This window comes from Paraburkholderia sp. GAS348, assembly GCF_050434205.1.
Lineage (GTDB): Bacteria > Pseudomonadota > Gammaproteobacteria > Burkholderiales > Burkholderiaceae > Paraburkholderia.
In genome coordinates this window covers 31,833-53,432 of record NZ_JBNPVT010000005.1, presented here as the reverse complement: position 1 = coordinate 53,432, position 21,600 = coordinate 31,833, and the positions used below count along the sequence as shown (strand labels likewise).

Here is a 21,600-nt window from a genome sequence, read left to right as displayed (position 1 = left end):
GCAGCCGTCTTACTCCTGAACCACGGTCAGCTTGTTCGACACCGACGTCACGCCGGCGACGCCCTTGGCCACTTCGCCGGCAGCGTCGATCTGGCTTTGCTCAGGCACCGAGCCCGTCAGGGTCACCGCGCCGCCACGGGCACGCACGGCGATGTTCGAGACGTCGATGCCTTGCGCCTTGGCGAGCGCGCCGCGCACCTTGCGACCCAGTTGGCTATTGGCCTTCTTGCTGGCCTTAGCGCTTGCAGCCGGCGTTGCGGTCGTGCCCGTCGCCGTTGCATCGCTTGCCTGAGCGTACACGTTGCACGCCACCACCATCGCCACGACCGAGCCCAGCGTTTTCAGAAAACCGACCGATTTCATAGTTTCTTCTCTCCTTAGCTACACATTGGACCGCATGTAAAAGCGGCTTCGTTACGACTACGGGCGGCCATGCTTTTCAGGCGCGGCAAGGCGCGGCTCAGCGACGGCCGACTATGGCTGCAACACGGTGTGCGAGAGGCGGGAGAGGCCGGCCGCCGTAAGCCGCATGCGATGCCACGCATGCCATGCGGTACGAGTGCCGGCAAGCCGCGAAGTCCGCCGGCGCGCCCGGTTCTTGTCTGTCGTGCCGGGTCACGCCGCGCGAAACGTCTGTTCGCGGCAGCGATCGACAATTTAATCGAGCCGCGCCAGAAGCGCAAAGGATTTAGCCATACCTCGGGGTGCCCGCCGGTTGCCATGGGCACATGGATCGGCTTTTATTCATGCGCCGCCGCGCGATTCTCAGGTACCATCGGCGCGACGTGCGCTGCCACGCGGCTCGTGCGTCCCAGGCGTCGGCGCCGCGTCCGGCATGGCGCGAGCGCCTCGCCCCGGTTCGCGCGCCGCAGAGCGCCGCCACCCCGTTCACTTTCGACCGTAGCCGTCACGTCACCTGATGAAGCCAGCCACCGGCCGCAAACGCCCTCCCCGTCTCGTCGCCCGTTTCGTGGCGATCTCCTGGCGCGATCTGGCGGTCTCGTTCGGGCCGATCCTGCTGATCGCCGCCGCGGCGATCTGGGTCGCCGTGCGCCTGATCCAACCCGCCCCGCCCAGTACGCTGACGATGAGCGCCGGCCCCGAAGGCAGCACCTTCTGGAACGCGGCGCAGAAGTACAAGACGATTCTGGCGCGCAACCGCATCACCTTGAACGTGTTGTCCTCCGAAGGCTCGCTGCAGAATCTCAAGCGGCTTTCAGACCCGAATTCGAACGTCGACGTCGCCTTCGTGCAAGACGGCGTTGCCCCCGGGCCGGCAAGCGAAGGGCTGATGTCGCTCGGCAGCGTGGCCTATGTACCGCTAGCGATCTTCTATCACGGGCCGACAGTCGCGCGGCTCTCCGAATTCAAGGGCTTGCGCCTCGCGGTCGGCGCCGAGGGCAGCGGCACGCGCGAACTGGCGCTCGCGCTGCTCAAGGCGAACGGCATCGTGCCGGGCGGCCCGACCAAACTGCTGCCGCTCTCGGGCGACGACGCTGCCCAGGCACTCGTCGCCGGCAAAGTCGACGCGGCTTTTCTGGCCGGCGATTCGGCGCAACCGGCGGTGATGGGTAAGCTCTATCGCACGCCGAATGTGCAGTTCTACGACTTCACCCAAGCCGATGCGTACACCCGCCGCTTTCCGTATCTGAAGCAGCTCGAAATGCCGATGGGCGCGTTCGACCTCGGCAAGAACCTGCCGTCCGCGCCGATTCATATGGTGGCGCCGACCGCCGAACTGGTGGCGCGCGATTCGCTGCATCCCGCACTTTCCGATCTGCTGATCGAAGCGGCGCGCGAAGTCCAGGGTAAGCCGAGCATCATGCAGCGCGCCGGTGAATTCCCCGCGCCGCTCGCCCACGATTTCCCGATCAGCGACGACGCCGCCCGTTACTACAAGTCAGGCAAGAGCTTCCTCTACCGGATCCTGCCGTTCTGGCTGGCGAGTCTCGCGGACCGGCTGCTGGTGGTCGTGGTGCCGCTGATCGTGCTGCTGATTCCGGCGCTGCGCCTCGTGCCGTCGCTGTACGCGTGGCGGGTGAAATCGCGCATCTACCGCTGGTACGGTGCGCTGATCGCGATCGAGCGAAGCGCGCTCAGCGAACACTCGGCCGCCGAACGCAACTCGCTGATCGAGCGGCTGGATGCGATTGAAGAATCGGTGAACGGTCTGAAAATGCCGCTCGCCTATGCGGATCAGTTTTATGTACTGCGCGAGCATATCGGCTTCGTGCGCGAGCGGCTCGCCCATAGCCGCGAGGCTCAGCGCGACGCAGCGGGCGAACCTGGCGACGGACCCGTGCCGGCCGGCGCCGGACCGGAACCATATTGACCGGTGCAAGCGGCGGCTGCACCGCGTAAGATCATTAAAATTCCGACGATCCAGCAGACAGCCCCGTTCGGAACAGGCAATCCGGGAGACATTTATGACCATTGGCATCGACGCCAGACAACCGCTGTGGTTTTACGATTTTGTCTCGCCGTTCACGTACCTGCTGCTCGAGCAACACGACAAATGGCCGGGCTTCGACTTCGCGTTCACGCCGGTCGTGCTGAACGAGTTGTATAGCCACTGGGGCCAGCGCCCCGCTTACAACGTGCCCTCGAAGCGTACCTTCACGTATCGCCACGCGCTGTTTCGCGCGGAGCAACTCGGCATTCCGTTCAAGATGCCGCCAGCCCATCCGTTCGACTCGATGAAGCCGCTCCTGCTCGCCACCGCGGCGAAGGGCGACATCAGCTTCGTTCGCGAGATTTTCCGTTTCATCTGGCGCGAAGGCCGCGATCCGTCGAGCGTTGCAGCGTTCGCCGAGCTGTGCGAGCGCGTCGGTATGCCGGACGGCCCGGCACTCATCACGACCGAAGAGGTGAAAGCGCAATTGCAGCGCAATACCGCGGATGCAATCGGTCTGGGCGTCTACGGCGTGCCAACCTTCCGTCTGAACAATCAATTGTTCTGGGGCGAAGACGCGTTGCCCATGGTGCTGTACTGCGCACGCACGCCGAACTGGCTCGATTCGAAGGAGGTGAAGCGGATCAGTTCGCTGCCCTCGGGTCTTGCGGACGATTAAGCGAAGCGAAACCGTAATATTCGTGCCAACGGGCGCGTGGCGTCAGACGTGATTGCGTCAAAAAGGCCATCCTGATGCCGGCCATACCGCGCCCGCTATGCCACCACACCGCAAACGGGCCTAAGGTTATAACCTTTGCGCCCCGCTCTCGCGATCTGGCTCGCGGGCGGCTCCGTATAGCGCTTCATCCGGGCCTGACCTGCTTGCATCGACTCGCCTAAACCATGGACGACGACTCCGCCGCCTCCCTCGATATCTGGCTCGTGCGCGTGCTGCGCACGCTGCTGGTCGAGCGCAGCGTCACACAAACCGCACTGCGTCTGAATCAGACCCAACCCGCCATCAGCACCGCGCTGCGCAAACTGCGCGAGACGCTGAACGACCCGATTCTCGTGCGCGGCAAGTCGGGCATGGTGCCGACCGAATATGGCGAATCCTTGCTGGCCTCGGCGCAGCGTGTGCTGCGTGAGATCGATTTCGTGGCAACGCCGCACGGCGACTTCGATCCCGGCCGCTCGCGCCGCACCTTCCGCGTGGCCGCGCCGGACTATTTGAACGATTTTTTCATGCCCACCGTGATCGCGCAGTTTCGCGAGGCGGCGCCGCATGCACGTCTGGAGATCGATTCGCTAAGCCCGATGCTCGATCATTCCGCCGCACTCGATGCGGGCGAACTCGATCTGGTGATCGGCAACTGGCCGAAGCCCGATCCGCGTTTCGGACGCAGCGACCTGTTCTCCGATACGGTGGTGTGCCTGATGCGCGCCGATCATCCGCTGACACGCGCGCCGCTCACGCGCGAAGCTTATCTCGCCGCGCCGCATCTTGCGCCGACGCCCTACAGCGGCGCGCGCGGCGGCGCCGTCGACATCGGCTTTGCACGGGCTCGCGCCGACCGGCGCATCGTCGCTACGCTGCCCTATTTCGGCCTCGTGCCGCAAACGCTGCTGCAGTCGGATCTGATCTTCACGACGACCCGCCGGTTCGCGATGCACTATGCAAGCATCCTGCCGCTCGCGGTGGTCGACGTGCCGATTCCGTTTCCACGCATCAAGTGTTATCAGTTGTGGCATCCGCAGCCGGACCGGCCAAGCGATGTCGGCTGGCTGCGCACGTTGATGTCGCACGTGTCGGATGAACTGGTCGCGCAAAAGGTGCGGCGTGCGAAACGGCCGCCGAAAAAGGTAACGTCAGCCGCAGCGGACTGACGTTCTGGTTTGAAGGTTGAGACGTGGGCGCTATAAGCCGAACGCTTTACGTGACGCGTTTCACGCTCAGCGCTTGACGTTGCGAGCCACACGTTGAACGCCTTACGCGAGGCAACTCGCTTCGTCCGCTCACACGCTCGCACAAAGCTTCTGCGTCACCGCCTGCACCGCGGCCTCGCGCGTACGAATCTGCAGCAACTCGGCACACACCGCGACCGCGATTGCCGCAGGCGCTTTATCGACTATGCCGGCGACGCCGATCGGACAGGTCATCTCCACCAGCCGATCCAGATCCACCCCACGGCCCAGCAAACGACGCTCGAATTTCACGCGCTTCGTTTTAGACCCGATCATGCCGAAGTAGGTGAAATCGCGCCGCCGCATGATGCGCGCGGCGAGCGAAAAATCGAGCGCGTGGTTATGCGTCATCACGAGGAAATACGCGCCGGGCGGCGCCGTATCGACGATGGCATCGGGCGTGTCGGTCGCTTCGACCTGCACATTGGCCGGCGTTTCGTCGGGGAACAGTTCGTCGCGCTCATCGACCCACTGGACGACACACGGCAAGCTGCCGAGCAGCGTAACGAGCGCATGGCCGACGTGCCCCGCGCCGAACAGCACGATGTGCATCGGCGCCGGACGCGGCGCTTCCACGGCGCTGCGCCGGCCGATCTGAACGGATGAAAAGTCGTTCATGGCGATCAATCCAGTTGGTTTCGATAATTGCACGATTGCCCCGGCTGAGCAGTTTCATGACGTTTATGGCAGCGCTGGCGGCCCTGACAGTCCCGGCAGTCACGGCGTGGCCCCGAGGCCGCGCCGCCCCGCGCACGGCACGAGGCGCGCTTACTGCCGCGCCGCCACAGTAGCCGCCCGCACTGCGCCGACCGCCTTCAAGATTTCCTCGCTGGTCGCGGGCGCGTTCAGCGGCGGATTGATCTTATGGCCGCCCACTGCCGACACCGCATCGCGCACGGCGAAGAACACCGAGAACGGCAGCAGCAGCGGCGGCTCGCCGGTCGCCTTCGAACGATGGATGCTGTCCTCCGCATTGCGATTCTTGAACAGACGCACACGGAAATCGGGCGGCGTATCGTTGACGGTCGGAATCTTGTAGGTGGACGGCGCATGCGTCATCAGCTTGCCGCCCGTGTTCCACCACAGTTCTTCGGTCGTGAGCCAGCCCATGCCCTGGATGAACGCGCCTTCCACCTGGCCGACGTCGAGGGCCGGATTCAGCGACGCGCCCACGTCATGCAAAGCGTCCGCGCGCAGCACGCGCATTTCGCCGGTCAGCGTGTCGATCACCACTTCCGACACGGCCGCGCCGTACGAGTAGTAGTAGAACGGCCGGCCTTGCAGCTTCGATTGATCCCAGTAGAGCTTCGGCGTGGCGTAGAAGCCGTCCGACCAGAGCTGGACACGCGCGACATAGGCCTTCGCGATCACTTCTTCGAACGGCACGATCACCTCGCCGACCACCACGCGGTCGTGCACGAAACGCACTTCCGAGGCCGCCACCTGCCCTGCGCCGAAACGCTCGGCGGCAAAGGCCGACAGACGTTCGCGCAATTGGCGCGCGGCATCTTGCGCCGCCTTGCCGTTCAGGTCCGAACCGGTCGACGCAGCGGTCGCCGACGTATTGGCGATCTTGCTCGTATCGGTCGCCGTGACGCGGATGCGGTTAAAGCCGATGCCCAGTTCATGCGCGACGACCTGCGCGACCTTGGTGTTCAAACCCTGGCCCATTTCGGTGCCGCCGTGGTTCACCAGCACCGAACCGTCGGTGTAGATGTGCACCAGCGCGCCGGCCTGATTGAAGTGGGTCACGTTGAACGCAATGCCGAACTTGACCGGCGTGAGCGCCAGGCCCTTCTTCAGCACTTCGTTGTTCGCGTTGAACTCGTTGATTGCCGCACGGCGCGCTCGGTATTCGCTGGTCGCTTCGAGTTCGTCGATCAGTTCGTGAATCACGTTGTCTTCGACCACCTGACCATACGGCGTCTGGTTGCGCTCGGTCTTGCCGTACAGATTGCGGCGGCGTACGTCGAGCGAATCCTCGCCGACCGACCGCGCGACGTTGTCCATGATGTACTCGATCGCGAACGCGCCTTGCGGACCGCCGAAGCCGCGAAACGCGGTGTTCGATTGCGTGTTGGTCTTGCCGCAGAAGCCGTCGATCGTTACGTCGGACAACCAGTATGCGTTGTCGAAGTGGCACAGCGCACGCGTCATCACCGGACCGGACAGGTCGGCGGAGAAGCCGCAACGCGAGGTCATGTCGACCGTGACACCGTCGATCACGCCCTTGTCGTCGTAGCCCACTTCATACGTATAGTGGAAATCGTGACGCTTGCCGGTAACCATCATGTCGTCGTCGCGGTCCGGACGCAGTTTCACCGGGCACAACAATTTCCATGCGGCCAGCGCCGCGCAGCACGCGAACAGACCCGATTGCGATTCCTTGCCGCCGAAACCGCCACCCATGCGGCGGCATTCGATCAGCACGTTGTGCGACGCCACACCCAACGCATGCGCGACCATGTGCTGCATTTCGGTCGGGTGCTGCGTCGAACAGTAGACGTGCATGCCGTCGTCGTCCTTCGGCACCGCGTAGGAAATCTGGCCTTCCAGATAGAACTGCTCCTGGCCGCCGAGCAGCATCTCGCCGGCTTCGCGACGCGCCGCACGGGCGATCTTCGTATCGGCCTCGCCGCGCGCGAGCTTCATCGGCGGCAGGACGTGCTGGTTCGCGGCGCGGGCCTGTTGCGCGGTAAGGATCGCGGGCAACTCTTCGTAGACGACTTCGGCACGGCGCGCAGCCAGGCGCGCGATTTCATGCGAGGTCGCGACCACGATGAACATCGGCTGGCCGACGTATTGCACGACACCGTCGGCGAGAATCGGATCGTCGCCGTGGATGATCGGGCCGACGTCGTTGACGCCGGGGATATCGCCCGCGGTGAAGATCGCGACCACGCCAGGCGTGGCGCGCACTTTGTCGAGCGACATCGAGACGATCTTCGCGTGCGCTTTCGGCGACAGGCCGAGCGCGGCGTGCAGCGTGCCGGCGAGCGTCGGAATGTCGTCGGTGTAGGTGGCGCGGCCGCTCACGTGCAAATGAGCGGACTCGTGCGGACGCGAGATGTGGACCTGGGTAAAGTCGTCGAGATCCTGAAGGTCTTTCAGGAACGGTTCGGCATGCTGATTCATTCTGGTGTTCTCCGTATCCTTGTGGCTTCTCAGGCGCTCGCGCCGGCCGGGGCGCAGGCAGCGGCAACTGCACGAACATCCAGCGCGCTCTTCGGCAGCGGATTGTTCGGACGCGTTTCGAGCCAGAAGCGGTACAACGTGTTCTTCGCCGCTTCGAGGCGGTAGTTGCTGGTCGCGCGCATGTCGCTAAGCGGCGCGTAGTCGTTGCCGAGCGCGAGCATCGCGGCCTGCGCGGTGGCTTCGTGCCATTCGGCGTCGCGCAGCACGGCTTCGGCGTGCGTCGCGCGCTTCGAGGTGGCAGCCATGCCGCCGAACGCAATGCGCGGCTCGCGGATCAAGTTGCCGTCGGCGATAAAGGAAAACGCCGCGCACACGGCCGAGATGTCCGAGTCGAACCGCTTCGACAGTTTGTAGGTACGGAACTGCAGGTTCTGGCGCACGCCGGTGCGGGTCGGCACCTTGAGTCCGACGACGAACTCATGCTCCGCCATGTCCTTCTTCTGATACGCGAGGTACAGATCCTCGAGCGGCATGTCGCGTTCGATCTCGCCGCCGCGCACGATCACATGCGCGCCGAGCGCGATCAGGCCGGGCATCGAATCGCCGATCGGCGAGCCGTTGGCGATGTTTCCGCCGAGCGTGCCGGCATTGCGGATCGGCAGCGACGCAAAGCGTTGCCACATTTCGGTGAGTTCCGGATATTGCTTCGCGATTTCCGCGTACGCCTTTTCGACGGTCACGCCCGCGCCGATCTCGATCCAGTTGTCATTGGTTTCGAGCTTTTGCAACTCGGCGATCTGGCCGACGTAGACGATGTTGCCGAGCTCGCGCATCTGCTTGGTCACCCACAAGCCGATGTCCGTGCTGCCGGCGAGGATGCGGGCGGCCGGTTCGGCTTGCTTGATTTTCGCGAGCGCATCGACAGTGCGCGGCGCATCGAACTGCTGGCCGGCGTGCCGGTAGTGGAACGTGTCCTTGCGCTCAAGCGTGGCGAGCGTTTTCGACAGCGCTTCGACATTGACCGGCGCTTTCGGCGCGGGAGCTTCGAACATGCGCACGGCCGCGTCGACGATCGGACGATAGCCGGTGCAGCGGCACAGATTGCCGGTCAGCGCGTTGCTGATGTCGTCACGCGACGGCACGGTCTTGTTCGCGCAGCTCTGTTCGTGGCCGTGTTTTTCATACAGCGACCACATCGACATCACGAATCCCGGCGTGCAGAAGCCGCACTGCGAACCGTGGCACTCGACCATCGCCTCCTGCACCGGATGCAGCGAGCCGTCCGGCTGACGCAGGTCTTCGACGGTGAAAAGCGCTTTGCCGTCCAAGGTCGGCACGAACTGGATGCAGGCGTTCACCGCCTTGAAGTCGACGCCGCCCGCCTCGTTGCGCTCGCCGATCACGACCGTGCAGGCGCCGCAGTCGCCTTCGGCGCACCCTTCCTTGGTGCCGGTGCAATGCGCGTCCTCGCGCAAATACTGCAGGACGGTGCGGGTGACGGGCGCATCCTTGATCTCACGGATCGCGTTGCGGTGGTAAAAGCGAATCGGCTCAGTCATGTCTCGTTACTCTCAATGTTCTGTGTCCGTTGGGACGTGCTGCGATGATGGTTCGAAAACTATCACCGTCAATAAATACAACCCATAGCGGAGATCGCATGCGGGACATATTCGTGAAACGATATAGAGATGGGTTTGCGAGTCGTTTAGCTTATGTTGACGTGGCCGTCTTGCGGCATTTTCGTGAAAATTGTTGAATTTTGGACACTATCGACCAGGCCTCTTGATCCGCCGCGGATGAAAAGGCCGCTCGCGCAGGGTGAGAACGAACCACTATAGGGCTCCGGCACCATTTTTTAGGCGCCGAAATTATTAAGCAAATCCTGCAGGGGAATCGGTTCCATGGGAAAATCACGCCTTCCCGCCGTTTTCAAGTCTCGTTTTCCCCATGTCCACCGACTCAGCGACACCTCGCAGCGAATTTGCGACGACCATCCAGATCATTCCGGTCGTCTTTTTCACATTTCTTTGCTACCTGACGATCGGAATTCCGCTGGCGGTGCTGCCTGGCTACGTCCACGACGACCTGGGTTACAGCGCGATCCTGGCCGGTGCGGCGATCAGCGTGCAGTACCTGGCGACGCTGGCATCGCGGCCGCTCGCCGGCCGTTCGGCCGACACGTTGGGGCCGAAGCGGACGGTGTCGATTGGTTTGCTGGGTTGCGGCGCGAGCGGGATTTTGCTGTTGCTGGCTGTGTTATGCGGGCGCTGGCCGGTGTTGAGCCTGGGATTACTGGTGTGCAGCCGTCTCGTACTCGGTTTCGGCGAGAGCCTGTGCGGCACCGGCGCGATTTTGTGGGGCATCGGCCGGGTGGGCACGAGCCACAATGCCCGGGTGATTTCGTGGAACGGCATCGCGACTTACGGCGCGCTTGCGATTGGCGCGCCGCTCGGTGTCGCGATTGCTCACTCGATCGGGTTCGCCGCGTTGGGCATTCTGGTGATTTTGCTGGCGGCGCTCGGTTTTTATCTGGCACGGCCCATCGCGCCGGTGCCGATCATGCATGGCGAGCGGATGTCGTACCGGAGCGTGCTCACGCGGGTGCTGCCGCATGGGATCGGGTTGGCACTGGGCTCGGCCGGCTTTGGGTCGATTGCGACGTTCATCACGCTGTTTTATGCCGCGCGGCATTGGCCCAATGCGGCTTTGTCGTTGACTGTGTTCGGCACGCTGTTCATTGGCGCGCGCCTGTTGTTCGCCAACACGATCAAGGCCTACGGTGGGTTCCGGGTCGCGATTGCTTCGTTTTCGTTTGAATGCGCCGGACTGTTGATGTTGTGGCTGGCGCCTGAGCCGCATATCGCCCTTGCGGGGGCGGCCTTGACCGGGTTTGGGTTTGCTTTGGTGTTCCCTGCTCTCGGCGTGGAAGCGGTTGGGCTCGTGCCGCCCGCTAGCCGCGGCGCGGCTTTGTCGGCTTATTCGGTGTTTCTCGATCTCTCGCTGGGGATTACCGGGCCATTGGCCGGCTATATCGCTGGGGAGTTCGGATATGCACAGGTGTTTCTGTTTGCAGCAGTGGCTTCAGCAATGGCGGTCGTGCTGTCGGCGGTGATGTATCTGCGGTATTCGCGGGCGCCCAATGCGCCTGCGGCGACTTGATTTTTCGCGTCTGCTTGAACACAAACAAACAAGCATGCAGACAAACAACCGTCACCACAGGCAAAACCCTCACTTCCCTTCCGACAACCCACGCTCAAGCGCCGCCACGCCAGCCGGCAACTCAACCTTAACGCCAAGGTCCACCATCGTTCGCCCCAGCGCGTGCAAGGTTCTGAACAGGTTATGCTCCCGGCACTGCTCGCCCATCTGTCCGATACGTACGATCGGCAAACCGAACGAACCCGAGATTTCCACCTGGTGATGCCGCGAGATGTGGCCGCAGATATCCGCAGGACTCAAGCGCTCCGGCACGACGATGCCGACCACCGAGTTCAGCCGGCAAGGCGCCGGTGCATAGAGCTGCAAGCCCAGCGCAGTGATCCCCGCCTGAAGCGCCACCGAGCACTTCAAGTGGCGCGCAAAGCGCTTTTCGAGCGTCTCCGCGCACACGAGACGCAGCGCCTCTGCCGGCGCCCATCATCAGCAATGGCTCTTCGGGAAGAATGGCGTCGAGCGACTCGACAACCGGACAGGGCACAGCGTAGGAAACGGGTGCGGCAGATGTGGATGAAGTCGGCATGATCGGCACGTAAATGTCAGGGCGCAAAGGAACAAGCGGCCCCGCCAGCAATGACACTGGCGGGGCCGTTCGTCCGATCATTCACCGATCCGCGCGATTGCGCAAGTTTTTTCACTTCACCTTGGACTTATCGAGCTTCTTGCCGGTTGCTGCGTTATACCGCTCGACATATTCCTCGATCAGCTTGCGCATCGCGCGGCCGATCTGCCGATAGTCCGACTCGTTCAGATTGGCTAGCGACACCCGTCCCGACGGATGCTGCGTACCGAAGCCGCGGCCCGGCAACAACACCACGCGCGCTTCGCGCGCGAGGCGGAACAGCAATTCGGACGGCTCGGTGTTCTTCAGCAGCCAGTCGACGAACTCGCGCCCGAACATGCGCTCGCCGAGGAACTCGATGTCGAGAATCGTGTAGTAGTCGACCTGGTTCGGATCGTTGTCCTCGAACGAAATGCCAACCTCTTCGTACAGCGCCTGCTTGCGCTTGCGGATCAGGCGCTTCAACGCGTTCTTGTACGCGTCGGGCGTATCCATCAGCGAGAACAGCGAGAACAACACCATCTGCACCTGCTGCGGCGTCGACAACCCCGCCGTGTGATTCAGCGCGACAGTCCGGCTGTCGGCGACCAGCCGGTCGATGAGCTTGAGCTTTTCCGGTTCGGTCGTGATCGATTCATACCGTTCGTGCAACTGCTTCTTCGTGTCCTTCGGCAGTTCGGCGATCAGCTTGTCGAGCACGTTGTCGCGATGCGTCGCGATCACACCGAGACGCCAGCCGGTCCCGCCGAAATATTTCGAGTACGAGTACACCAGAATCGTGTTCTTTGGGCACAGCGCAAACAGCGAGACGAAGTCGTCGGCGAAGGTGCCGTACACGTCGTCGGTCAGAAGGATCAGATCGGGGCGCTCCTTCACAATCTCCGCGATGTATTCAAGGCTCTGCGTGTCCATCTTCACCGAGGGTGGATTGCTCGGATTCACAAGGAAGAACGCCTTCACCTTTGGATCACGCAATTTGTCGAGTTCCTTCTTCGAATACTGCCAGCCGTTGGCGACGTCGGCTTCGACATTCACGACGTTCAGCTGATAGTCGTTCAGGCGCGGAATTTCAATGTACGGCGTGAAGATCGGTAAGCCAAGCGCAATCGTGTCACCCGCCTTGATCAGGTGATTCTCGCGCATCGTGTTGAAGATGTACGTCATCGCCGCCGTGCCGCCTTCCACCGCGAATACGTCGAACTCGCCGACAAACGGGTGGTTGCCGATCATCTCCTTGCGCAGATACTGCCCGACAATCAGTTCGGACAACTTGAGCATCCGGTCCGGCACCGGATAGTTCGACGCGAGAATCCCCTCGCACATTTCATAGAGGAAGTCGCCCGCGGAGAGTCCAAGCTGATCGCGCACATACGACACGGCGCCACGCAGAAAGTCGATGCCGGGCACGCCCTTGTTTTCGCGCAGGAACAGATCGAAGCGTTCCGTGAGCCCTTCGCGGCGCGGGAAACCGCCGACCCCCTCAGGCATGAACGCAAACGAACGCTCCGATTCGCGCATCGCAAAGAGACCGAGCTGCCAGAAACCGTGGCGCGGAATCGTCGCGAGGAAGTTGGGATTGCCACGGCCGGCGTTGAGCATCGATGCGTTAGCTGCACGCTCTACCGCGCCGCCGCCGGCGGCCTTGATCAGTTCGTCCTTGAGTTCGAACGGGCTGAGCGCCGCAAAGCCGGCTTGGGCCATGTCGCCTTGTTTCTTGCCGCTTTTCTCTTTTGCCATGATGCGTTCTCCAATGTGCAAGTGAATGACGCCGGCGTCGCGCGTGATCGTTCAGTTGACGCCGGCGTGCAGAGATCGATAAATGTGTGCGCCAGAGCAGACTGAGCCAGGCTAAACCAGGCCGACCACGAGCGGTCCGAGCAGTGTCAATGCGACGTTCGCAATCGCATACGTGATCGCGAACGGCACGGTCGGCACGGCGCTTTCCGCCTTGTCGAGCACGCCGCCGAATGCCGGGTTCGCGCTGCGCGAGCCTGACAGTGCTCCGGCCAGAATTGCCGCGTTTTTGTAGCCCAGCACGTAGCGGCCGAACAGCATCGTCAGCAGCAGCGGGAACAACGTGACGAACACGCCGAGCAGGAAGATCGTCATGCCGCTCGCCTTGACCGTCACGACCGCCTGCAAGCCGGAATTCAAGCCGACCACCGCAACGAACGCCGCGAGACCAAAGTCCTTCAGCAACTGCGAAGCCGCTGTCGGCATCACGCCGTACATCGGGTGCTTGCCGCGCATCCAGCCGAACAGCAAACCGGCCAGCAGGCAGCCGCCACCCGAGCCGAGCGTGAGCGGAATGCCGCCCACGTTGATGACGATCAGCCCGATCAGCAGACCGAGCACGAGGCCGACGCCCATATAGATGAAGTCGGTCTTGTTGCTATACGGCAGCTCGTAGCCGGCGGCATCGACGGCGCGTTTGGTGTCTTTCGGCGAACCGTAGAAGGTGATCACGTCGCCATGCTCGAGCCTGGTTTCGGGCAGGATCGGCAGCGGCTGGCCAGCACGCGAGACGCTCTGGATGTAGACGCCGTGGCGCATGTCGCGATCCACGACTTCGCGTGCGGCGGCGATCGTCGTGTGGTTCATGCCTTTGCGTGTGAACACGCCTTCGCGCGTCTGCATCACGACGCCAATGTCCTCGACGTTGGCGATCTCGTTGCCGTTCGCGCCGAATGCGACCACCGCCTCGCGGCGGCCCACCACCAGCACTTCGTCGTCAAGTTGCAACGCAAGGTCGGCCGTCGGCTCGAGGTTCTTGCCATCACGCTTGATCCGCTCGACCGTCAACATGTCCTGATGCAGGGTCTCGACTGCCTTGACCGTTTTCCCGGCGCTGACATCGATTCTGTACGCACGCCCCACCAGTTCGGGTAATGCACGAATCTGCCCCGCGCCGAGTGACGACGAACCTGCTGACAGTTCGCGCTCCGCTTCGATCGACGCCTCGCGCAGCCCTTGCCCCATGAATTTCGGCAAGATGTTCACGCAGACGATGATCGCGCCGAGCGAGCCGAACACGTAGGTCACGGCGTACGCGATTGCTACGTCGGATTGCAGCGACTTGACCTGATCGACGGGCAGACCGAGACGCGCGATTGCGTCGCCGGCCGTGCCGATAATCGCCGACTGTGTCAGCGCGCCGCCCGCGAGCCCTGCTGCGAGGCCCTTGTTCAGATGGAACAGCTTCGCGCAAACCACCACGGTGATCAGCGCGGAGACGGCAAGAAACACCGCCATCGCGATCTCACGCAGCGTCTTGCGGTTCAGCGAGTTGAAGAAGCCCGGCCCTGAGTCGTAGCCAACCGCATAGATGAATACGGCGAACATCACCGATTTCACGCCGTTGTCGATCGTCACGCCTGCCTGGCTGATTACGACCGCGGCCAGCAATGAACCGCCCACACCGCCTAACTGGAATTTGCCGAAGTTGATCTGCCCGATGAAGTAGCCGGCTGCAAGCGACAGAAACAGCGCGATCTCGGGTGATTTCTGAAAAATGTGATGTAGCCATTCCATCATGCCCTCGCTAGATATAGTTTGCAATGCTGAGTACTTTGTGCTGGGTGCTGCATATGCATACGGACCTCACGGCATCCGCATGCACTCGACCGCGCGCCACGCCGCGCGCAGTCCATCTGGCCGCCTAGCCGAACTTCCCGGCGAGGCCGACTACGATCGGCCCCATCAACGGCAACAGAATGTTCGAGAGTGCATAGGTGATCGTGTAGCCGATCACCGGCGTCGAATTGCCGGTCACGCCGACCAGCGCGCTGATCGCCGGCGTACTGCATTGCTGGCCGGCAATGGCGCCGAGCAGCATGGGCGTTTCGAGCTTGAGAAACACGCGGCCGATCCAGAGCGACAGCAAACCGGGCACGAGCACCATCAGAATGCCGGCGACAGGCAGCGCCAGACCGTATTCGCGCACCAGCTTGATGGCATCGGGTCCTGCCGATAGCCCAACGGCGGCAATGAAGGTGGCAAGGCCGAAATCCTTGAGAATTTGCGCGGCAGCCGAAGGCAAGGAACCGACCAACGGATGGCGCGAGCGGATCCAGCCGAACAGCAGCCCCGAGAGCAGACAGCCGCCGCCCGTGCCGAGCGCGATCGACACGCCGCCGATGCGTCCGCCGAGATGGCCGATCGCCATGCCGGCCAGCACGCCCAGGCCTAGATAAACGAAGTCGGTTTTCAGGGTCGCGGGGAGCACGTAGCCCAGACGCCGCGCGCCACGTTCGATGTCGGCCTTCGCGCCCACCAGCGTCAGCACGTCGCCGCGATTGAGCTCGGTGCCGGGCAGCGCGGGCACCGTGGTTTCGAGCCGCGTGACGGCCGCGATATAGACGCCGCGCCCTTCTTCCGGCTTCGCCCGTTCGCGCACCTGCGCAACCGTCAGGCCGTGCGCCTCGCGGCGCGTCAGCACGACGTCGAGTTTCTCCACCATGAACTGGCCGAAGCCGGCGTCCGCCACTTCTTCGCCGAGGCTCGCCGCCGCGGCCACGATCGCTTCGCGCCGCCCAGCCACGAGCAGCAGGTCGCCAGCGGCCAACGCTAGTTGCGGCTCGGCCGGCACGTCGGCTCCGTCGCGCCGAACCCGCTCGATGGTCAGGTTGAAGCCGTGCGTCTGTTCGAATGCAAAGATCGTCCCGCCGGCCGCCTTACCGGCCCGGAATGCGCGCCCCACGAGCGCCGGCGCCGCGGCCCGCTGACCCTCGCCGAAGGCGCCGTCGCCGCCGAGCTTGCGCCACACGCGCTCGGCTTCATCGCGCAAATTGACGCGCAGCAGCAACGGTGCGAACTGGCTGGTGAACAGGACGATGGTGACCAGTCCGAACAGGTAGCTCACGCTGTATGCGGTCACGATATTGGCCTGCAAACGCAGCGTCTCGGCGTCGCTGAAGCCGAGCTTGGCGATCGCCTCGGAAGCCGTGCCGATCACGGCCGACTCCGTCGCGGCGCCGGCCAGCAAGCCGGCCGCCGTGCCAGCGTCGAGCCGCATCACGAAGACCGCGATCATGATCAGCAGCAGCACCGACACGATCTCGACCACCGACAGCAAGCCGTAGCGCCAGCCCCGGCCAATATTGGCAAAGAACTGCGGGCCGCCGGTGAAACCCAGCGCGAAGATAAACAGCGCGAATGCGATGTTCTTCAGATCGGGGGCAAGCCGCGCGCCCGTTTGACCCAATATCAAGGCCACGATCAACGTGCCGCAGACGCCCCCGAGCTGAATTGGCCCCATGCGAAACGAACCAATGAAATATCCGATTGCAAGGCTTGCGAACAGCGCGATCTCCGGTTGAGATCTCAGCAATTCACCGATCATGTTGGCTCGCCGATTTACGGTTTATTAGCAGAGAGATGAAAAACTCTCTCTGGAATTTGAAGCGAATTCGCTCCGAGCCGCCACAACTCGGAAATAACGCATCCGGCATAACCGGATTCCATTGAATGGAAACTTTATGGTAATGGCATGACGCTGTTGGCGTCAAAAAAAACATGCCGCAATGCAGCAATGATGGCGAAATAGTTTTCAGCAAGCTCGACAGTCACGCATTCCTCGCGAAGTTGTCTAACGCATTTAAAAAGACATGTCCTGCTGGTGGCCAGTTTTCAGCACGATATGTTCGTGCATTTTCGAAACCTCTTTTTTAATAAATATTGTAGTTCGACACGGCTGTCAATATGATTTTCAATTGCAGACATTTGCGCTTCGCAAAAGAGGATATTTAGTAAATGCCGATATGGTTTTCAGACTGCGCATCGCGCGCGGAGGTCATTACCCCTATAGGGCGATATACTGACCCGCCCGCATGCCGTGCCGTAAGTCGAAAATGAAGCATGGCGCGATGCTGATCAATACCGGGCGCGGCGGCCTTGTCGAAAGCAATGCGCTGAGCGGCGCGTTGAAGGACGGCCAGCTCGGCCATCTCGGGCTCGACGTGTACGAGGAAGAAGGCGGCCTCTTCTTCGAGGACCACTCGAACCCGCCGTTGCAGGACGACGTGCTGGCAAGCCGGCACGCCGCGCAATGTCGTGCCGGCGCGAAGTTAGGCGTTGCCGCCGCCATCCACCGTGGTCGGGCGGATCGCCGTGCGGGCGTCGTCCGGGGCGCCGCACATCTCGCGCAGCAAGGCCGCCTCGCGCTCGTGCACTTCCACCGGAAACCAGCGCGCGCCCGCGTCGACCAGATAACGCGCACGATGCTGGCCATTGCGGAACGCCACCACGCCTTCGCGCTCGATACCGAACCAGCCCAGCAGACCGGGCGCGCGACGCGTCGAAATCGTCACATACGGCATCTGCGGAATGCGCGAATTGTCCGGATCGAGAAACTCGCGAATGCCTCGCACCTTGCCCGCATGCCATTCGGTGACCGGCTTCAAAACATAGCTGGTGTTGTCGCGATCGGCGCATTCCAGCAGTTTGTGCGCGTCGACCATGACCACCCGATGGCGCGTGCTGTCAGTCACGAAAACGCGTTTCAGGCGCACATGGTCGTACCATGGATGGTCATGCAGAGGCACGGTCCAGACAGTCTCGGCTAAAGCCGGCGCGGCTGCGGGCGATGAATTGGGCAAGGGCAAAGACAGGCTCGATGAGCTAGCTAAAAAACGCCAGCGCGTTAAAAGAGCGCTAACGCTACGAGCGGATTGTGAAAGATGCATGACAACCAACGGTATTAGTCGAACTGCATGAGCATCCGCCTTGAGCAGCCGGACGCAAACCTTTACGGACACAACGATGATAACCCCGCAAAATTCGAATCAACACGTGCGCATCGAAGCCAACGAGGACACCGGCGTCGCCACCATCGTGCTCGACCGGCCTGCTCGGCGCAATGCGGTCGACCGTCCTACCGCGCAAGCGCTCACCGCCGCCTTCCAGCGTTTCGAAGCGGAGCCGGCATGGCGTGCGGCCGTGCTGTTCGGCGCGGGCGGCACCTTCTGCGCCGGCGCGGATCTCAGCGCGCTCGCGGATGAGACCCGCCGCAACGAGCTGCACGCCGACGGCAGCGGTCCCGGCCCAATGGGACCGACGCGCATGAGCTTCAGCAAACCGGTGATCGCCGCGATTGCCGGATATGCGGTCGCGGGCGGCCTCGAACTGGCCGCGATGTGCGATCTGCGCGTCGTCGAAGAAGATGCGGTGCTCGGCGTGTTCTGCCGGCGCGTCGGGATTCCGCTGATCGACGGCGGCACGATCCGCTTGCCGCGTCTGATCGGGCTATCGCGGGCGCTCGACCTGATTCTGACCGGCCGCCCGGTGCAAGCGCAGGAAGCGCTCGGCTTCGGTCTCGCCAACCGCGTCGTGCGTAAGGGTGAAGCACGCGCGGCGGCGGAACAGTTGGCCGCTGAACTGGCGGCCTTTCCGCAGGCGGCGCTGCTGGCGGACCGCCGCTCCGCGATGGAAAACAGCACGCTCGATGATCTCGCCCTGGCGCTGCGGCGCGAAGGCGCCACCGGCTATCCGGCGGTATTCGACGAGGGCGTTGCAGGCGCCGCACGTTTCGCCGAAGGCGCCGGCCGTCACGGCAACACTTTCAAGTCGGACGAAAGCACCTCATAAAACAGCGTCATTCCGTTGGGCAGTGCGCTTCAAAGCGCATTGCCCGGCGCACTCCACAGCGCTCCAAGGCAGCTTTCAACAAGAAACAACAGCCAGCTTGACGCTCAGCAAGGCGGTTTTGACTTAGGTAGAATCCCCTACTGTTTTCCCCTCGCATGGCGCATGCGTTCTCGCCCCGAAAAATGCGCGCCTGCCGCACGACGCTTCCCGTCGTGCCGATTCACGCTCCGTCATCATGCCTTTACCCCTGCTCGCCCTTGCCATTGCCGCTTTTGGAATCGGTACCACTGAATTCGTGATCATGGGGCTGCTGCCCGATGTCGCGCGCGATCTGTCCGTGTCGATCCCGGCGGCCGGCATGCTGGTGTCGGCTTATGCGCTCGGCGTCACCATCGGCGCGCCGATCGTCGCGATCGCCGTGGCCAACATGCCGCGCAAAAAGGCGTTGATGAGCCTGATCGGCGTCTTTATCGTCGGCAACCTGCTGTGCGCGATCGCGCCCGGCTACGCGGTGCTGATGGCCGCGCGCATCGTCACGGCGTTTTGCCATGGCGCGTTCTTCGGCATCGGTTCGGTAGTCGCGGCCGGTCTGGTCGCGCCGAACCGCCGCGCGCAGGCCATCGCGCTGATGTTCACCGGCTTGACGCTCGCCAACGTGCTCGGCGTGCCGCTCGGCACAGCGCTCGGTCAGGCGGTGGGCTGGCGCGCGACCTTCTGGGCTGTGACCGGCATCGGCATTCTTGCCGCGGGCGCGCTCGCCGTATGCCTGCCGGCGAAGATCGAGATGCAGAAGGCGAGCCTCGTGCGCGAGTTCAGCGTGTTGAAGAACCCGCAAGTGCTGATGGTGCTCGGCATCAGCGTGCTCGCGTCGGCCAGCCTGTTTTCCACCTTCACCTACATCACGCCGATTCTCGAAGACGTGAGCGGTTTCACGCCGCACGCGGTCACGTTCGTGCTGTTGTTGTTCGGCCTCGGCTTGACGGTGGGCAGCACGCTCGGCGGCAAGCTCGCGGACTGGCGGCTGATGCCCTCGCTGGTCGCGTTTCTGCTGGCGATCGTTGTCATCCTGACCATTTTCGCCGGCACCATGCACGCTGAGATCCCGGCCATGATCACGATCTTCGTGTGGGGCGTTCTGGCCTTTGCGATTGTGCCGCCGCTGCAAATGCTAATCGTCGACCGCGCGAGCCATGCGCCGAATCTGGCGTCGACCCTGAATCAAGGCGCGTTCAACCTCGGCAATGCAACGGGCGCGTGGCTCGGCGGCATGGCGATCGGCGCGGGCGCGCCGCTCACCACGCTGCCGTGGGTCGGCGTGGCGACCTCGATCGGTGCGCTGGCGCTGACGCTGTGGTCGGTGTCGATCGACCGGCGCGCGCAACGGATGGCGGTAGCCGGGTAGGCTCGAACAGCTGCCGCCCCAAAGCCAACGGCCGCATCTCCGAAGGCGACACTCGTTCGCGCTCATCTTGGTTTTACCCAATCCGCACACAGGTGCGAATGACCCGCGGCCGTAGTAGCATCTCGGCCGATGAAAGTCATCTTCACTCGCGATTTCCTCGCGCTGATCCTGAGTGTTGCCGTCGTCGGACTCGGCAGCGGCGCCACGCTTCCCCTCACCGCCCTCGCGCTGACGCAAGCCGGCTATGGCACCGACGTGGTCGGCCTCCTGACCGCCGCGCAAGCGGGCGGCGGCCTTGTCGTCGTGCCGGTGGCCGCCTGGATCGCGGCGCGCTTCGGCGGGCGCCAGGTGATCGTCGGCGCGGTGCTGGTGGTGGCGCTGGCAACCGCGCTGATGCAACTCACATCGAACCTGTGGCTCTGGGCGGTGTTGCGCGTGCTGTGCGGCGCGGCGCTGATGCTGCTCTTCACGATCAGCGAAGCATGGGTCAACCAGCTCGCCGACGACGCCACCCGCGGCCGGGTCGTCGCGATTTACGCAACCCACTTCACGCTATTCCAGATGGCGGGCCCGGTGCTGGTGAGCCAGATCGCTGACTTCATGCACTGGCGCTTCCTGATTTGCGGCGCGCTCTTCCTGCTGGCCTTGCCGGCGCTCGCCAGCATCCGCAAGACGCCGCAGGCGTCGGAGGATGAACACGCGGCGCACGGCAGCTGGCGTCATGTGCTGCCGCAGATGCCGGCACTCGTGATCGGCACGGGCTTTTTCGCGTTGTTCGACACGATCGCGCTATCGCTACTGCCGCTCTTCGCGATGTCGCACGGCATAACGAGCGAGGTGGCCGTGCTGTTCGCGTCGGCCCTGCTGCTCGGCGACACGACGCTGCAGTTTCCGATCGGCTGGCTCGCCGACCGGCTCGGCCGCGAACGCGTACATGTCGGCTGCGGTGTGATCGTGGTGGTGCTGCTGCCGTTGCTGCCCTGGGCGATCAATTCGCCGTGGCTGTGCTGGCCGTTGCTCTATGTGCTCGGCGCGACCGCTGGGGCGATCTATACGCTGTCGCTGGTCGCCTGCGGCGAGCGGTTTCGCGGTGCCGCGCTGGTGTCGGCGAGTTCGCTGGTGGGGGCGTCCTGGAGCGCGGCCAGTTTCGGTGGGCCGCTGGTGGCCGGCGCGCTGATGAAGGGTGTCGGCAACGATGCGATGGTCGGCGTTCTGCTGGCCGGTGCCCTCGCGTTTCTTGCTGCCGCGCGGTGGGAGAAGCGGCGTGCGCCGGCGGGGGCGATCGGCTGACGGTCGGACTGCGGGGCTGCGCCGCTGTCGTGTGATTGCGCTGTTGCATGCCCC

Annotated in this window: 15 protein-coding genes and 2 pseudogenes; 8 read left to right on the top strand and 9 right to left on the bottom strand. The window is 63.3% G+C overall.

The genetic code is table 11. The features are described 5' to 3' along the window. Nucleotides 1-9 precede the first annotated feature (9 nt). The gene (locus P3T22_RS10690; protein ID WP_063494883.1) at nucleotides 10-363 is read right to left on the bottom strand and encodes a BON domain-containing protein; all 354 of its coding nucleotides are present in this window, start codon (nucleotides 361-363) and stop codon (nucleotides 10-12) included. A gap of 556 nt (nucleotides 364-919) precedes the next feature. On the opposite strand from P3T22_RS10690, the gene P3T22_RS10685 reads away from it, so the two are divergent. The 3 genes from P3T22_RS10685 to P3T22_RS10675 all read left to right on the top strand — a co-directional run bounded on the left by P3T22_RS10685 (nucleotide 920) and on the right by P3T22_RS10675 (nucleotide 4,279). Next, entirely contained in the window at nucleotides 920-2,332 is a 1,413-nt protein-coding gene (locus tag P3T22_RS10685; RefSeq protein WP_063494882.1) for a TAXI family TRAP transporter solute-binding subunit, read from the top strand. Nucleotides 2,333-2,426: 94 nt separating this feature from the next. Beyond that, complete coding sequence (locus P3T22_RS10680; protein WP_063494881.1) at nucleotides 2,427-3,071, top strand: 2-hydroxychromene-2-carboxylate isomerase; 645 nt, start codon at nucleotides 2,427-2,429, stop codon at nucleotides 3,069-3,071. Nucleotides 3,072-3,295: 224 nt separating this feature from the next. Further along, complete coding sequence (locus P3T22_RS10675) at nucleotides 3,296-4,279, top strand: LysR substrate-binding domain-containing protein (protein ID WP_429324924.1); 984 nt, start codon at nucleotides 3,296-3,298, stop codon at nucleotides 4,277-4,279. Nucleotides 4,280-4,408: 129 nt separating this feature from the next. On the opposite strand, the gene xdhC is transcribed toward P3T22_RS10675, so the two are convergent. The 3 genes from xdhC to xdhA all read right to left on the bottom strand — a co-directional run bounded on the left by xdhC (nucleotide 4,409) and on the right by xdhA (nucleotide 9,051). Continuing rightward, on the bottom strand, nucleotides 4,409-4,975 hold the full coding sequence (xdhC, locus tag P3T22_RS10670; protein ID WP_063497809.1) for a xanthine dehydrogenase accessory protein XdhC: 567 nt from the start codon (nucleotides 4,973-4,975) through the stop codon (nucleotides 4,409-4,411). A 150-nt stretch (nucleotides 4,976-5,125) separates the two neighbouring features. Beyond that, nucleotides 5,126-7,492 carry a xanthine dehydrogenase molybdopterin binding subunit gene (gene xdhB, locus P3T22_RS10665; protein WP_429324923.1) on the bottom strand — a complete coding sequence of 789 codons (2,367 nt, stop codon included), beginning with the start codon at nucleotides 7,490-7,492 and terminating at the stop codon, nucleotides 5,126-5,128. Between the two features lie 29 nt (nucleotides 7,493-7,521). Then, on the bottom strand, nucleotides 7,522-9,051 hold the full coding sequence (gene xdhA / locus P3T22_RS10660; protein WP_429324922.1) for a xanthine dehydrogenase small subunit: 1,530 nt from the start codon (nucleotides 9,049-9,051) through the stop codon (nucleotides 7,522-7,524). A 388-nt stretch (nucleotides 9,052-9,439) separates the two neighbouring features. Between xdhA and P3T22_RS10655 the strand changes: the two genes are divergently transcribed. Then, nucleotides 9,440-10,651 (top strand): MFS transporter, encoded by a 1,212-nt coding sequence (locus P3T22_RS10655; RefSeq protein ID WP_429324921.1) that lies wholly within the window; start codon nucleotides 9,440-9,442, stop codon nucleotides 10,649-10,651. A gap of 69 nt (nucleotides 10,652-10,720) precedes the next feature. Here the strand turns inward: P3T22_RS10655 and P3T22_RS10650 are convergent. The 4 genes and pseudogenes from P3T22_RS10650 to aspT (P3T22_RS10635) all read right to left on the bottom strand — a co-directional run. Beyond that, nucleotides 10,721-11,116, bottom strand: a pseudogene (locus P3T22_RS10650) (alanine--glyoxylate aminotransferase family protein); the annotation flags it as partial. Nucleotides 11,117-11,342: 226 nt separating this feature from the next. Next, on the bottom strand, nucleotides 11,343-13,007 hold the full coding sequence (locus tag P3T22_RS10645; RefSeq protein WP_429324920.1) for a bifunctional aspartate transaminase/aspartate 4-decarboxylase: 1,665 nt from the start codon (nucleotides 13,005-13,007) through the stop codon (nucleotides 11,343-11,345). A 111-nt stretch (nucleotides 13,008-13,118) separates the two neighbouring features. Further along, nucleotides 13,119-14,801, bottom strand: a complete 1,683-nt coding sequence (gene aspT / locus P3T22_RS10640; protein WP_429324919.1) for an aspartate-alanine antiporter — start codon at nucleotides 14,799-14,801, stop codon at nucleotides 13,119-13,121. Between the two features lie 127 nt (nucleotides 14,802-14,928). Then, nucleotides 14,929-16,611 carry an aspartate-alanine antiporter gene (gene aspT, locus P3T22_RS10635; protein WP_063494873.1) on the bottom strand — a complete coding sequence of 561 codons (1,683 nt, stop codon included), beginning with the start codon at nucleotides 16,609-16,611 and terminating at the stop codon, nucleotides 14,929-14,931. 502 nt (nucleotides 16,612-17,113) lie between these two features. Here aspT (P3T22_RS10635) and P3T22_RS10630 point away from each other — a divergent pair. Beyond that, nucleotides 17,114-17,299, top strand: a pseudogene (locus P3T22_RS10630) (NAD(P)-dependent oxidoreductase); the annotation flags it as partial. A gap of 36 nt (nucleotides 17,300-17,335) precedes the next feature. Here P3T22_RS10630 and P3T22_RS10625 read toward each other — a convergent pair. Next, on the bottom strand, nucleotides 17,336-17,953 hold the full coding sequence (locus tag P3T22_RS10625; protein ID WP_429324918.1) for a plasmid fertility inhibition factor family protein: 618 nt from the start codon (nucleotides 17,951-17,953) through the stop codon (nucleotides 17,336-17,338). Between the two features lie 76 nt (nucleotides 17,954-18,029). Between P3T22_RS10625 and P3T22_RS10620 the strand changes: the two genes are divergently transcribed. From P3T22_RS10620 to P3T22_RS10610, 3 genes are all read left to right on the top strand, one after another. Then, nucleotides 18,030-18,854 carry a crotonase/enoyl-CoA hydratase family protein gene (locus tag P3T22_RS10620; protein ID WP_429324917.1) on the top strand — a complete coding sequence of 275 codons (825 nt, stop codon included), beginning with the start codon at nucleotides 18,030-18,032 and terminating at the stop codon, nucleotides 18,852-18,854. Nucleotides 18,855-19,089: 235 nt separating this feature from the next. Next, nucleotides 19,090-20,256, top strand: coding sequence for an MFS transporter (locus tag P3T22_RS10615; protein ID WP_063494869.1), 1,167 nt, complete (start codon nucleotides 19,090-19,092; stop codon nucleotides 20,254-20,256). Nucleotides 20,257-20,385: 129 nt separating this feature from the next. Further along, nucleotides 20,386-21,546, top strand: coding sequence for an MFS transporter (locus tag P3T22_RS10610; protein WP_429324916.1), 1,161 nt, complete (start codon nucleotides 20,386-20,388; stop codon nucleotides 21,544-21,546). Nucleotides 21,547-21,600: the final 54 nt, after the last annotated feature.

Coding starts and splice junctions, on each gene's coding strand:
- xdhC (WP_063497809.1), bottom strand. CDS start 4,975: ATGAACGACTTTTCATCCGTTCAGATCGGCCGGCGCAGCGCCGTGGAA.
- P3T22_RS10675 (WP_429324924.1), top strand. CDS start 3,296: ATGGACGACGACTCCGCCGCCTCCCTCGATATCTGGCTCGTGCGCGTG.
- P3T22_RS10615 (WP_063494869.1), top strand. CDS start 19,090: ATGCCTTTACCCCTGCTCGCCCTTGCCATTGCCGCTTTTGGAATCGGT.
- P3T22_RS10655 (WP_429324921.1), top strand. CDS start 9,440: ATGTCCACCGACTCAGCGACACCTCGCAGCGAATTTGCGACGACCATC.
- P3T22_RS10610 (WP_429324916.1), top strand. CDS start 20,386: ATGAAAGTCATCTTCACTCGCGATTTCCTCGCGCTGATCCTGAGTGTT.
- P3T22_RS10680 (WP_063494881.1), top strand. CDS start 2,427: ATGACCATTGGCATCGACGCCAGACAACCGCTGTGGTTTTACGATTTT.
- aspT (WP_063494873.1), bottom strand. CDS start 16,611: ATGATCGGTGAATTGCTGAGATCTCAACCGGAGATCGCGCTGTTCGCA.
- P3T22_RS10690 (WP_063494883.1), bottom strand. CDS start 363: ATGAAATCGGTCGGTTTTCTGAAAACGCTGGGCTCGGTCGTGGCGATG.
- P3T22_RS10685 (WP_063494882.1), top strand. CDS start 920: ATGAAGCCAGCCACCGGCCGCAAACGCCCTCCCCGTCTCGTCGCCCGT.
- P3T22_RS10645 (WP_429324920.1), bottom strand. CDS start 13,007: ATGGCAAAAGAGAAAAGCGGCAAGAAACAAGGCGACATGGCCCAAGCC.
- xdhB (WP_429324923.1), bottom strand. CDS start 7,492: ATGAATCAGCATGCCGAACCGTTCCTGAAAGACCTTCAGGATCTCGAC.
- aspT (WP_429324919.1), bottom strand. CDS start 14,801: ATGGAATGGCTACATCACATTTTTCAGAAATCACCCGAGATCGCGCTG.
- P3T22_RS10625 (WP_429324918.1), bottom strand. CDS start 17,953: ATGCATCTTTCACAATCCGCTCGTAGCGTTAGCGCTCTTTTAACGCGC.
- xdhA (WP_429324922.1), bottom strand. CDS start 9,051: ATGACTGAGCCGATTCGCTTTTACCACCGCAACGCGATCCGTGAGATC.
- P3T22_RS10620 (WP_429324917.1), top strand. CDS start 18,030: ATGATAACCCCGCAAAATTCGAATCAACACGTGCGCATCGAAGCCAAC.